Raw genomic sequence first — 13,389 nt, forward strand, 5'->3', positions numbered from 1 at the left:
AAGGCGAGTTCAACTTGCTTTCTTACTAGCTCCCACCAGCCGCTAGCTCTCTAAAAAGAACGACAAATTTACTATTCCTCATCACAGTCTTTACATGATATTGCATTTATTCTAATGGAAAGTATTGAAAAGCACAAGCCTTTGTTTACAGACTAACCCATTACTGAAGAATTAATTCCTCTTCTTCCTTAGATTTTGATAAATCCTTACATTCATGAAAAGCAAAATGCTGGCATCCGATGCATTTCTTTGTGTCCAAATAGCCGAGAGCCTTAGTAATCGCTTCTCCAGTATGCTGATAAAAATGATGCGCTCCAATCTTATCGTAAATACCATTGTGCTGAAGAGCTATTTTTAAATCACCTTGCACACCTGTTACCAGAATTTTACCACCCTGTGCTGTAAAGTTTTCAATGATATTGCTAAAATATGCTTCACCAGTGGAATCCATAAAGGGCACTTTCCCCATTCGCAATATCAAAACTCTTGGTTGCTGATGCAAAGTGCTTTCAATTTTTTGTTCAAACATTTGAGCAGCTCCAAAGAACAATGGTCCTTCAATTGTATACATGTTAATTTGCGGACAATCATGCTGCTGGTGAACCACATGGGGCTGTACCTTCCCACTTTTGTTTGAATGGTCTGGGAGTACCTTTGTCACAACAAGCTTTTCACTCATGCGTTTTGCAAATAATAGCACAGCTAATACAAGCCCTACTTCCACTGCTAATGTGAGACTTGTAAACACCGTTAATAAAAAGGTAATCAATAACACTAGCGAGTCACCCGATTTTAATTTCACAATATGTGAGAAATGGTGTCGTTCGCTCATATTCCAGGCTACAACCATCAATACAGGAGCCATACTTGCTAATGGAATATGAGACGCATATGGTGCTAATAGCAATAATGTAACTAAAACAAATACTCCGTGTATGATACCTGACATAGGCGATACTGCACCTGTTTTAATATTAGTTGCAGTCCGTGCAATAGCACCTGTAGCTGGAATCCCCCCGAACAAAGGCGTCACGATATTAGCAATTCCTTGACCAATCAGCTCTCGATTACTGTTATGCTTACTATTCGTCATCCCATCTGCAACGACTGCCGATAGTAGTGACTCTATGCCCCCTAGCATGGCGATGACAAACGCTGGTCCAATAAGCAGTTGTAGGCGTTCAAAGGTGATATCAGGTATAGCAAAATGAGGCAATGAATTCGGAATTTGCCCATAAGCTGTCGCGATCGTAGCAACATGTCCTGTAAAGAGGAAAGTGGCCACAAGTGTAGAAACAACAATACCTGCTAATGCTCCAGGAACCTTTGGAAAAAACTTCGGCGTCATCAGTATTGTCACAAAACAGATAACAGCCGTCAAAATACTATACATATTGGTCGTTCCAAGCTGCTTCATAATTTCTTGTATATTGGCAATAAAATACTCATGTCTTTTAACATTTGTTAACCCTAAAAAGTTGGCAATTTGACCTGTAAAAATAATAACTGCTATACCTGCTGTAAAGCCAACTGTTACAGGGCGAGGAATAAATTTAATTAAAGATCCTAACTTAAAAATGCCCATTAAGCAAAGCATAATCCCAGCCATTAATCCTGCAAGTAATAAATCCTCATAGCCATAGGTAATGACAATTCCTAATAAAATCGGTACAAACGCCCCTGTTGGCCCACCAATTTGATATTTCGATCCACCAAAAAGAGAAATAAGAATACCCGCAATACAGGCGGTATAAATCCCATATTCGGGTTTCACCCCCGATGCAATGGCAAAAGACATGGCAAGTGGAATAGCGACGATCCCAACTATAATTCCGGATAATAGATCCTTCTTGACGTGATGAACAGAATACCCTTCAAAGCGTCCTGTAAACAGTGACTTCATAGATAAATCTTCCCTTCGAAATAATAAGCAAAGCATAATTTTTCAACTTCTTTGATTTACTTATTGCCTTCGTCACCTTCATTGCTCGTCATTTCCTCTAATCTCGAAATGGTGTTAACTAAATGGTTATTGAAAATATCCTTTGCCACCCCAAGTAATTCACCAATCATTGGATCACTTAAAGAATAGTAGACTTTTTTACCTTCCTTCACACCATAAACGATATTTTTGGCGCGTAATACACTTAATTGCTGAGAAACAGCAGAACCCTCTTTCTCTAAGCAATCTTGAATCTCATTGACACTTTTCTGACCTTCTACAAGGAGTTCCAGTATTCTAATGCGTAACGGATGTGCTAATGCTTTAAAAAAATCCGCCTTAAATTGTTGTAAACCCTCTTCCATAAAAAACACCCTCCACATTACTACATATTCAAATATTTGAATATGTATGATTGTAAGCCTGTATCGATTATTTTTCAATAGCTTCAATAAAAAAAGAGCAAAACCAAGTGCTGATCACTCGTTTTTGCTCTTTTCCTTGCCTACTATTAATCTGCAACGATATTATTCTTTTTTAAAGGATAATCATAAGTTAAACATGGAATAATAGCCAACAGCACAACTACCACTAAAGTTAATACAAGAGGTATCATGCCAAATTGATCCACCATTATCCCACCGAATAATGGCCCTATCATCCGACCACCTGTCGCTGCACTATTGATAATGCCCTGATAGAATCCTTGTCGACCTTTTGGTGCGAGTTGATTCGCGATGGTTGGTAATGCTGGGGTATAGAACATTTCACCAAACGTTAAAACAAGCATCGCGGCTCCAAACATTTTAAAATCACTTGCAAAGGCGATGATTCCAAACGATAGGGCAATCAGAATTACACCAAATACGAGCTGACGCTTTAAATTGTTTTCCCATCTTTTCACAAGCGGTGCAATGAGTGGCTGACCTACAACTATAAGCAAACCATTTATTGTCCAAAGTAAACTATATTGCTTTAACCCTAAGCCTAAATCTTGAGTATAGGATGAAATAGTAGCACTCCATTGAGAATATGCAAGCCAACATAACACTGAGGATGCGCTAATAATTAACAAAGCATAGAATGGTGCTTTGTTAACAATTCGTTTACTTTCACTGACGACATTTTTAGGGGCAATACTGCCTGCCTCTAAACGTTTAAATGTAAATAAAGCAATAAAAAAGAATAAAATATACATGCCTAAATTCACTTTAAAAACATAATCAAATTGATAATCAGCCACTATACCCGCAAGAGCAGGGCCAACTGCAACACCGACATTCTGTGCCAAATAGATCGCATTAAAGGCTTTTCGTCCGCCCTCAGGCCATGCAGCCCCTGCTAATGCGAACATACTTGGAAAAACGATGCCCCCACTAAAGCCTAGTATCGTTAAAAACCACACATAATGTGGCCAACCATGCCAAATTGTTAAGCCTATTAATGAAGCAATCGTTAGCAGGATGCCAAACATAATCGCCTTATAGCCACCGATTCTATCAAATAAGTAACCACCTAATAGATTGCCCAATACTCCAGCAGCAGAGTTGAGCATTAAGACAAAACCAGCCATCGCTAAAGTTTTCCCTAAATAATCATGCATATATATGGCATTTAAAGGCCATAAAAAAGAGTTACCTGTTGTGTTCACAAGCATTCCAATAAGTAAAAACCAAACACGTTTTGGCATATGATGACCTCCATTATTTCGCCTCTCTAAATAGCTAGTTTATGCTGAAAACCTTAAAAGCACAAGAAAAATAATTTTACCCTTTTTACAAGTATGCCATCATACTTTAACTAAGTTTTAAAAGTCTTTTTCTTGTTTTCATTACAATTTTTCTTCATTGATGTAACGATCAAGCCCTTCCCCCATGACGGAACGAAAAGCACATGATAGAATAAAGCGTTAGAGGAGTGAAATAAATGACAGAAACGAATTTTCCTTTTCCTTCAGAAGGAAAAAGGTATTATACATGGAATCGCTATTTACGTGATCAATTCGGACATAAAGTATTTAAAGTCGCATTAGACGCAGGCTTTGATTGTCCAAACCGTGATGGCACAGTCGCTTTTGGTGGCTGTACATTTTGCAGTGCTGCAGGCTCTGGTGATTTTGCCGGTAATAAGGTAGATCCAATCGATGTACAATTTGCTGAAATCCGAGACAAAATGCATCAGAAATGGAAGGACGGCAAATATATGGCGTACTTCCAAGCCTATACAAATACACATGCCCCACTGCCAGTTTTAAAGGAAAAATTTGAAGCTGCTTTAGCACAAGAAGGTGTTGTTGGTCTTTCCATTGCTACTCGCCCTGATTGTTTGCCAGATGATGTCGTGGAATACTTAGCAGAGTTAAACGAGCGTACGTATTTATGGATTGAGCTTGGTCTTCAAACCGTGCATGAAAAAACAGCGAATCTGATTAATCGTGCCCATGATTATGCAACCTATGTGGAAGGCGTTGAAAAATTGCGCAAGCACGGCATACGTGTTTGCTCACATATCATTAATGGCCTGCCTCTTGAAGACTATGACATGATGATGGAAACTGCTCGAGCAGTAGCACAGCTAGATGTCCAAGGCATAAAAATCCACTTACTACATCTACTAAAAGGGACGCCAATGGTGAAGCAATATGAAAAAGGCATGTTAGAATTTTTAGATCAGGATGTCTATACAAAACTAGTAGCAGATCAATTAGAACTTCTCCCACCTGAAATGGTCATTCATCGTATTACCGGCGATGGACCGATTGATTTAATGATTGGACCAATGTGGAGCGTCAATAAATGGGAAGTATTGAATGGTATTGATGCCGAGCTTGAACGTCGTGGCAGCTGGCAAGGGAAGTTTTATAAGGCTGAGGTTACAAAATGAAACTACAACGTGTTTTACAATATGCACAGCAGCTTTTAAAGGACAGTATAGATGAGGGAGATACGGTCGTTGATGCTACTGCTGGAAACGGTCATGATACATTGTTTCTAGCACAGCTTGTGGGAGATAATGGACAAGTTTATGCCTTTGATGTTCAAAAAGAAGCGGTTGATGCAACACTCCTTCGTCTTTTAGATCACGGTTTAGAACATCGTGCACTGGTCCTTAATAAAGGGCATGAAGACGTAGCACAGTATGTACACAAGCCTGTAGCTGCAGCCATTTTCAACCTTGGCTATTTACCTGGCAGCAATCATGACATTATTACAAAGCCCGCTACAACGACACAAGCTATTGAGGAATTACTAAAGCTTTTGAAGGTTGGCGGCCTAATCATTCTTGTTATTTATCATGGTCATCCTGGTGGTAAGGAAGAACGAGATACGGTTATGGACTATGTTAGTAGGCTTCCACAAAAACATGTACATGTCTTAAAATACGAGTTTCTCAATCAACAAAATGATCCACCCTTCGTTATTGCGTTAGAGAAAATGAAAGAATTTCCTATTTAATACATGACATGCAAAAGGCTATCTACTAGTTTAATAGAAACTAGTAGATAGCCTTCGTCATTTACTATTTATTTTTACGTTGCTCATTATAATCAACCCAGAAATCTGCACCCTTAATGCCTAGTTTACGAGGATCAAAGACAGGGTCTTTCCCCTCTTTTTTCTGTTTCTCGTAATCTTTTAATGCTACGATAGCTGGTTTCATAATAATTAAAATAGCAAGAACGTTAATCCAAACCATTAGTCCAAGACCCACATCTCCCATTGCCCAAGCTAGGTCAGACGTACGGACTGTACCATAAAAGACAGCAACTAAAATGGCAATTTTCGCAATCCAAATGAAAATCTTCTCCGTGCTACCTCTGAATAAATAGGCGACATTCGTTTCAGCAATATAGTAATAGGCCATAATTGTTGTAAAGGCAAAGAAGAATAACGCGATTGCTACGAATGGAGCTCCAAAACCAGGTAATGATGAATCAACTGCATATTGTGTATAAGCAGCACCTGCTTCAATACTTTTCGCAAATGTCATTTGCTCATCGCCTGCTAATCCGCCACTATTGAATTCCCCAATATGGATAAATGGATCTGCTCCTTCAGCGGCCTTTTCATCATGTACATTGTACATACCTGTAAATAAAATCATAAATGCAGTAGCAGAACAAATTAATAATGTATCAATGTACACAGACGCCGCTTGTACTATCCCTTGTTTAGCAGGATGTGATACTTCCGCAGCAGCAGCAGGGTGCGCCCCTGTTCCTTGACCAGCTTCATTGGAATAGATGCCACGCTTCACTCCCCAAGCTATCGCAGAACCAATGATACCACCAAAAATCTCTTGTGCACCAAAGGCACTTGAGAAAATTAAAGCAAAGACTGCAGGTACCTCAGAAATATTCATAGCAATAATGATAATAGCCATAATAATGTATGCTAATGCCATGAACGGTACAATGATTTGGGCAGCATTCGCGATAGATTTAACTCCCCCAATAATAATAGCACCTAACAACACTACAATAATCAGTCCTGTAATCCATGTATCCAGACCAAAAGCGTTTTCAACAGCTCCTGCAATGGCGTTAGACTGCACACCTGGCATTAAAATTAGCATTGCAATCAACGCAGCTACAGCAAAAATAACTGCAAACCATTTTTGACCCATTCCCTTTTCTATGTAAAAGGCTGGTCCACCACGATATTCCGTATCTTTTTCTTCTTTATAGATTTGTGCTAATGTTGACTCTACATATGCGGTAGCCGCACCAATGAAAGCGATTGCCCACATCCAAAAGACAGCACCAGGTCCCCCCATCCCAATTGCAGTTGCAGTACCAGCAATATTACCAGTACCTACACGGCCTGATAATGCAATCGACATTGCTTGGAAAGATGAAATCCCCTTTTCCGATTTCTCCCCTTTAAACATTAAAACAAACATGTCTTTAATGTGTCTTACTTGCAGAAACCTTGTGATGATTGAGAAAAAAAGTCCAATCAATAAAATACCATAAATAAACCACGGTCCCCATAAAATACCATTCAACTTACCAACGATTACCTCCATTTTACCCCTCCAATTTGAAAATACCATACTTTAAGTCATTATAGTATTACACTTTTCTGAAAATTACAACATTATATTTAAGTAACAATATTTAAGTAAGTCTTCTAGTAAATGGAAGGGATAAAACCTATTTAATGATATAACCGATTCTTCGAAGAGCATTATTAATAAAATCACGAATATACATAAAAATCTCTTCTCGTTCTACTTCGTGAAATAAATTGTGATAGCAATTTGCCCATTCTTTAAATTGAAACTCTGTAAACTCTTGTTGATGGAGCCAATTTCGAGTTTGTCGTGTTTCCGTAATTTTATCTTTCTCAGCTGTCATAATGAGCATAGGCATATTCGGAAATTCACCTTTTGGAAGCATCACTAAATTTTTCATCATCTGCTGAAGCTCTCGATACCATTTCACTGAAACGACTGACATGAATGGTACCTCATCTTTCATTTCGTCCCTACCTTCAACATTGCGTGTAAGGTTCTCATATGAAATATTGTGAGTCATTTTAACATTTGCAGTCAATGCACTTAGACTCGTTAAAGCATTTGATAATTTACCTGGTAAAAGCTTTAATTGCAGCCACGGTGATGTCAAAATAATGCCTGCACATTCATATTGCTTCTTTTGCATTGTGTGAAGAACTAACGTTGCTCCAAGCCCATGTCCTATTACAAAAGTTGGTAAATTATATGAAAAAGCATTCTCAATCAGATTTCTTGTATATTTATTGTACAATTTGAAGTCCTCATCATGGACACGAGCAAACCTTGCATTCACGCCATGATTAGGTAAATCTCCCATGACTATGTGGAAGCCTTCCAATCTTAATTTCTCTATCAGCCATGCATACCATCGGTGATTTTCATATGCACCATGAACTATAGCAATCACAGCCTTTGCTTGTCCTTCAGCTTCCCATTTCCACATTCACATAGTCCTCCTAAAAAATAATTACACATTGATTATATCGAAATAAATAGCTCATTTTAATTTTATATTTCCATAAAGTTGCGTATTTGATACGATAATACTACATTATAGAAAGAATTGAGGCGATTTTCATGATTTATCCATTTAAAGATAAAATGCCAAAGATCGATCCATCTGTCTTCATTGCTGATTACGCAACTGTTACGGGCGACGTAACAATTGGTGCTGAAACAACCATTTGGTTTAATACGGTCATTCGTGGTGATGTTTCCCCAACCATTATTGGGAAACGTGTCAGTATCCAAGATCTTTGTTGCTTACATCAAAGCCCAAAATTTCCGCTAATTATTGAAGATGAGGTAACAGTTGGACACCAAGTCACTTTACATAGCTGTACAATTCGCAAAAATGCTTTAATTGGTATGGGCTCCATTATATTAGACGGGGCAGAGATTGGAGAGGGTGCATTTATTGGGGCAGGAAGCCTAGTACCTCCTGGTAAAGTCATTCCTCCGAATAGTTTAGCATTAGGTCGTCCGGCAAAAGTAGTCCGTGAATTAAATGCAGAAGATAAAGAGGATATGGAACGTATCGTGCGCGAATATGCAGAAAAAGGACAATATTATAAATCCCTTCAGAAGTAAACAATATACACAAAAATTCAATATTAACGAAAAAAATACCTCGCATTTCCGTGTAACCAAAATGTTCACGGATCGTAGCGAGGGATTTTTTGTAAAACAAAGGGGACAATATTGCCCCTTTCCTTTTTAATACATTAGAATAATTTTCTAATGTATTCATTACTTTAGCTCAATAGTTTATAGATGTGCCTTTTCTCGTAGAGCATCTGCTTTATCGATTTGTTCCCATGGTACATTTAAATCTGTACGACCAAAATGACCATAAGCTGCCGTTTGTTTATAAATCGGACGACGTAAATCTAGCATTTTAATAATACCTGCTGGACGTAAATCAAATAGCTCACGTACCCACTCTACGATTGCGCTTTCTTTCACTTTACCTGTACCAAATGTGTCAACCGCAATGGAAACTGGTTGAGCCACACCAATCGCATAGGCAAGTTGTACCTCAGCGCGTTCTGCCAAGCCAGCTGCTACAATGTTTTTTGCTACATAACGTGCCGCATAAGCCGCTGAACGGTCTACCTTTGTTGCATCCTTACCAGAGAATGCGCCACCACCGTGACGTGCATAACCACCGTATGTATCAACAATGATTTTACGTCCTGTTAAACCAGCGTCCCCTTTAGGTCCACCGATAACAAAACGGCCAGTCGGGTTAATAAAGTATTTCGTGTTTGCATCTAATAATTCACTTGGCACAACGGGTGCAATAACAAATTCTTTCAGATCAGCTTGAATTTGTTCAAGTGTTGCTTCTTCATCATGTTGTGTTGAAATAACAATTGTATCCACTCGCACAGGTACATTATTGTCATCATATTCAATCGTTACTTGTGTTTTTCCATCAGGACGTAAATACGCTAATTCACCTGATTTACGAACTTCTGTTAATCGGCGTGCTAATTTATGTGCTAAGCTGATTGGCAATGGCATTAGTTCAGGTGTTTCATTACATGCATAACCAAACATTAGACCTTGGTCACCAGCACCAATTGCTTCAATATCAGCATCTGTCATAGAGCCTTCACGAGCCTCTAAAGCTTGGTCAACACCTTGTGCAATATCAGGCGATTGTTCGCCAATAGCTACAAGCACCGCTAGATTTTCAGCATCAAAGCCATATTTACCACGTGTATAGCCAATTTCTGCTACAGTATCACGAACGATACCTTTAATATCAACGTAAGTAGAAGTAGTTATTTCTCCTGCTACTAATACTAATCCTGTTGTGACAGTTGTTTCACACGCTACACGTGCATTTGGATCTTCTGCTAAAATAGCATCTAAAATGGCATCCGAGATTTGGTCACAAATCTTATCTGGATGTCCTTCTGTTACACTCTCTGATGTAAACAGTCGACGGTTTGTCATTTGGTTTTCCTCCTATTACTCTTACAAAAAGTAGTTGTGTATGAATACGGTACTCATTACCCATGTCAAGTCCGCTCCTAAGGATTGAACTCTCAAGCCGTTACTGCTGCTTTTAACACGAGGATTTCGAAAGATCTGTCATTATAATAAGGAAAGAACTACATATACTTACCTTTACATTCTTTTTTAGCAATAAAAAAATCCTTTACTCACGTTACTGCACATGAGGAAAGGAATAATGACTTCGTAACCTTTCACTCTTATCGTTCAAGGGATGTTCCCTTGCATCAGGTTGGCACCAACGCATGCTGTGAAATAAAACATGCAGGTTGCCGGGTTTCACAGGGCCTGACCCTCCACCAGCTCGGGATAAGAGTATCCGTTCATTTTCATGTTACTGAAAAGGTTGAACGTTGTCAAATATTTTCTTATGTATTACTGTATAGAAAGGAAGGAACTGATTACACAAAAACTTTTCATACTTGGATGATGATGTAAATAGAAGCAAATTAATCCCTACAACATACCTAGCTACTTGTGGTAACATATGTGTGGCTCAATTTTTGCGCCTAATTACAGTAGGATTGATCGGATTCTACTCGAAAAACATTATTTTTTGTCAGTTTATTGAAAAGTGATAAAAACTCTAAAATAATTTCTTAATTAGTATAGATTATTTAAGCAATTGTGTTATACTATTTTTGAAATTAAGAAAAAATCCCTCTAAATCAAGGGAATACTATAAAAAAGGATGGTATTTAATCGATGAATTCAGTAGAAATTGCAAACGAACTGAAGGAATTATTAAACGGCGGTAACATTAATGTTCAACTTTCAGTACCACAATTAGCAGAAAAAGCTACATCTCGTGGTGAAGCAATGTTAACAGTAGATGGCGCAGTTCGTGCAGAAACTGGCAAATACACTGGTCGTTCACCTAAAGATAAATATACGGTAGAAGAAGAAAGCACAAAAGATCAAATTGACTGGGGTAAAGTCAACCAACCGATTTCTTCTGAAGTGTTCGATAACTTATATGTAAAAGTAATAAAATATTTAAAAGAACGTGACGAGTTATTCGTATTTAAAGGCTTCGCAGGTGCTGACAAAGATTCACAATTAAGCATCCAAGTAATTAATGAATACGCTTGGCACAACCTTTTTGCTCATCAATTATTTATCCGTCCAACTGAAGAAGAATTAGCTTCTCATGTTGCAGACTTCACTGTCATCTCTGCTCCTAACTTTAAAGCAGACCCTGCAGTTGATGGTACTGCTTCTGAAACTTTCATCATTGTATCACTTGAAAAGAAAATGATCTTAATCGGTGGTACTGAATATGCTGGTGAAATGAAAAAATCTATTTTTGGTATCATGAACTACTTATTACCACAGCAAGGTATCCTTTCAATGCACTGTTCAGCAAACGTTGGTGAAGCTGGCGATGTGGCATTATTCTTCGGTCTATCTGGTACTGGTAAAACGACATTATCCGCTGATCCAGATCGTAAGCTAATTGGTGACGATGAACACGGCTGGTCTGATAATGGTGTATTCAACATTGAGGGTGGCTGCTATGCAAAAACAATCAACCTTTCTGCTGAGAAAGAACCAGAAATCTACAATGCAATCCGCTTCGGTTCTGTTTTAGAAAACGTAGCTGTTGATCCAGAAACTCGTATTTGTGACTATGATGATGGTTCATTAACAGAAAATACACGTGTAGCTTATCCAATCCAATACATCGAAAATATTGTTGATCCTTCTGTTGCAGGTCATCCAAAAACAATCATCTTCCTAACAGCTGATGCGTTTGGCGTATTACCTCCAATCAGTAAATTAACAAAAGAGCAAGCAATGTATCACTTCCTAAGCGGTTTCACTTCTAAGCTTGCTGGAACTGAACGCGGTGTAACAGAGCCAGAACCAGTATTCTCTACTTGCTTCGGTTCTCCATTCCTTCCACTTCCAGCAACAGTGTACGCAGAAATGTTAGGTCAAAAAATTGACGAGCATGGTGCACAAGTATTCCTAGTGAACACTGGTTGGACTGGTGGCGAATATGGTACAGGTAGCCGTATGAAGCTGTCTTACACACGCACAATGGTACGTGCAGCAATCGACGGAAAATTAACAAATGTTGAAACGACACAAGATGCTGTCTTCGGTTTACACATTCCAACAGCAGTTGAAGGTGTACCGTCAGAAGTGTTAAATCCTCGTGAAGCATGGGCAGATAAAGCTGCATATGATGCGAAAGCTGCTGAACTTGCAGGCTTATTCAACGAAAACTTCAAGAAATTCTCAAACGTTTCTGATGCCATTACTACACTTGGTGGCCCATTAAAATAACGACTAGACACAAGAATCAAAGGGAACGAATTCATTCGTTCTCTTTTTCTTTACCTTGAAGGTAGCTAGTATTAGGGAGATACATATGACAAAAAAATATAAAATACTATTTTCTATTCTTATAATGTTGTTAGCTTTATTTGTTGGCGCTGGTTTTTTTGCAGGAAATTACTTTTATAATCTGGCATTAAATCCTGACACTGATAAAACAGCAGTGCTAGATGCACCTCATAATGTAATAGCTGTCAATCCTCTGGAAGCTAAAGAGAAAGAAACAACTGAGCAATGGTTTCATAAGCAATATGAAGATGCTTCGCTTCAATCCTATGATTCGCTAAAGCTCCATGCTTACTCCATCCAAAATGATCACCCCACTGACAAATGGGCTATCATCTTTCATGGCTATTCAAGCGAAGGCGCACAAATGACAAAGTATGCTAAACATTTTTATGATATGGGCTATCATGTACTTATTCCAGATGCGAGAGGCCATGGTAAAAGTGAAGGAGATTATATTGGCATGGGCTGGCATGATCGTTTTGATGTTGTTTCATGGGTCAATCACATTGTCAGCTTAAATGAGAGCGCTGAAATTGTTCTTTATGGTGTTTCGATGGGTGGAGCCACTGTCATGATGGCTTCAGGAGAGAATTTACCAACAAACGTTAAAGCAATCATTGAGGATTGTGGCTATTCTTCAGTATGGGATGAATTTTCCTATCAGTTGAAAGCAATCTTTCACTTACCTGCATTTCCAATCATGCATTTCTCTTCTGTAGTGACGAAACTAAAAGCAGGCTATACATTAGGTGAAGCGAGTGCAGTTGAACAAGTGGCAAAATCGAAGACACCCATGTTGTTTATTCATGGAGACAACGATACGTTCGTTCCATCTACCATGTTGAATGAAGTATATGAAGCGGCAAATGTACCAAAGCAAAAGTTGATTGTTGAGGGAGCTGGGCATGGTGGCGCAGAAAGTGTTGCAAGCGAGCTTTACTGGGCTACCATACAACAATTTTTAGAAAGTAACATGAAATAATCATCGCCCCTTTATTGCCCCCTACTCCTTAACATAGCTATCTTGCCTGAAGTGGATAGCTATTCTAAGG

General features: G+C 38.7%; 11 protein-coding genes, 1 riboswitch and 1 other annotated feature (1 of these 13 running past the window's edge). Of the genes, 5 read left to right on the forward strand and 6 right to left on the reverse strand.

All coding sequences use genetic code 11. The annotated features are described in order from the left end of the window. Nucleotides 1-94, reverse strand: a binding site (T-box leader); it reaches 117 nt to the left of the window's first position. 66 nt (nucleotides 95-160) lie between these two features. The 3 genes from NV349_RS17380 to NV349_RS17390 form a co-directional block, all read right to left on the reverse strand. Next, nucleotides 161-1,903 carry a SulP family inorganic anion transporter gene (locus tag NV349_RS17380; RefSeq protein ID WP_271910744.1) on the reverse strand — a complete coding sequence of 581 codons (1,743 nt, stop codon included), beginning with the start codon at nucleotides 1,901-1,903 and terminating at the stop codon, nucleotides 161-163. A 56-nt stretch (nucleotides 1,904-1,959) separates the two neighbouring features. After that, nucleotides 1,960-2,307, reverse strand: coding sequence for an ArsR/SmtB family transcription factor (locus tag NV349_RS17385; RefSeq protein ID WP_036118762.1), 348 nt, complete (start codon nucleotides 2,305-2,307; stop codon nucleotides 1,960-1,962). Nucleotides 2,308-2,453: 146 nt separating this feature from the next. Further along, nucleotides 2,454-3,632 carry an MDR family MFS transporter gene (locus NV349_RS17390; protein WP_036118761.1) on the reverse strand — a complete coding sequence of 393 codons (1,179 nt, stop codon included), beginning with the start codon at nucleotides 3,630-3,632 and terminating at the stop codon, nucleotides 2,454-2,456. A 236-nt stretch (nucleotides 3,633-3,868) separates the two neighbouring features. On the opposite strand from NV349_RS17390, the gene NV349_RS17395 reads away from it, so the two are divergent. Together NV349_RS17395 and NV349_RS17400 are read left to right on the forward strand one after the other, a co-directional pair. Further along, nucleotides 3,869-4,825, forward strand: coding sequence for a tRNA modification radical SAM protein MnmL/YtqA (locus tag NV349_RS17395; RefSeq protein WP_036118760.1), 957 nt, complete (start codon nucleotides 3,869-3,871; stop codon nucleotides 4,823-4,825). Next, nucleotides 4,822-5,397 carry a tRNA 5-(aminomethyl)-2-thiouridylate-methyltransferase MnmM gene (locus NV349_RS17400; RefSeq protein WP_089934501.1) on the forward strand — a complete coding sequence of 192 codons (576 nt, stop codon included), beginning with the start codon at nucleotides 4,822-4,824 and terminating at the stop codon, nucleotides 5,395-5,397. The genes NV349_RS17395 and NV349_RS17400 overlap by 4 nt, the downstream gene beginning before the upstream one ends. A gap of 64 nt (nucleotides 5,398-5,461) precedes the next feature. Here the strand turns inward: NV349_RS17400 and NV349_RS17405 are convergent, their stop codons facing one another. After that, complete coding sequence (locus NV349_RS17405; RefSeq protein WP_271910746.1) at nucleotides 5,462-6,970, reverse strand: alanine/glycine:cation symporter family protein; 1,509 nt, start codon at nucleotides 6,968-6,970, stop codon at nucleotides 5,462-5,464. A gap of 127 nt (nucleotides 6,971-7,097) precedes the next feature. Beyond that, entirely contained in the window at nucleotides 7,098-7,904 is an 807-nt protein-coding gene (locus tag NV349_RS17410) for an alpha/beta hydrolase (protein ID WP_036118754.1), read from the reverse strand. Nucleotides 7,905-8,038: 134 nt separating this feature from the next. Here NV349_RS17410 and NV349_RS17415 point away from each other — a divergent pair, with 134 nt between their 5' ends. Next, entirely contained in the window at nucleotides 8,039-8,551 is a 513-nt protein-coding gene (locus tag NV349_RS17415) for a gamma carbonic anhydrase (RefSeq protein WP_036118752.1), read from the forward strand. A gap of 177 nt (nucleotides 8,552-8,728) precedes the next feature. Here the strand turns inward: NV349_RS17415 and metK are convergent, their stop codons facing one another. After that, a complete protein-coding gene (metK, locus tag NV349_RS17420) occupies nucleotides 8,729-9,925 on the reverse strand; it encodes a methionine adenosyltransferase (protein WP_058845047.1) in 1,197 nt (398 codons plus the stop codon). A gap of 257 nt (nucleotides 9,926-10,182) precedes the next feature. Next, a riboswitch (SAM riboswitch) is annotated at nucleotides 10,183-10,301 on the reverse strand. Between the two features lie 389 nt (nucleotides 10,302-10,690). Between metK and pckA the strand changes: the two genes are divergently transcribed. Both pckA and NV349_RS17430 read left to right on the forward strand, forming a co-directional pair. Next, nucleotides 10,691-12,277, forward strand: a complete 1,587-nt coding sequence (pckA, locus tag NV349_RS17425) for a phosphoenolpyruvate carboxykinase (ATP) (protein WP_036118749.1) — start codon at nucleotides 10,691-10,693, stop codon at nucleotides 12,275-12,277. An 85-nt stretch (nucleotides 12,278-12,362) separates the two neighbouring features. Continuing rightward, complete coding sequence (locus tag NV349_RS17430) at nucleotides 12,363-13,319, forward strand: alpha/beta hydrolase (protein WP_271910747.1); 957 nt, start codon at nucleotides 12,363-12,365, stop codon at nucleotides 13,317-13,319. Nucleotides 13,320-13,389 lie beyond the last annotated feature (70 nt).

The sequence above is a fragment of the Lysinibacillus sp. OF-1 genome (assembly GCF_028356935.1).
Lineage (GTDB): Bacteria > Bacillota > Bacilli > Bacillales_A > Planococcaceae > Lysinibacillus > Lysinibacillus fusiformis_D.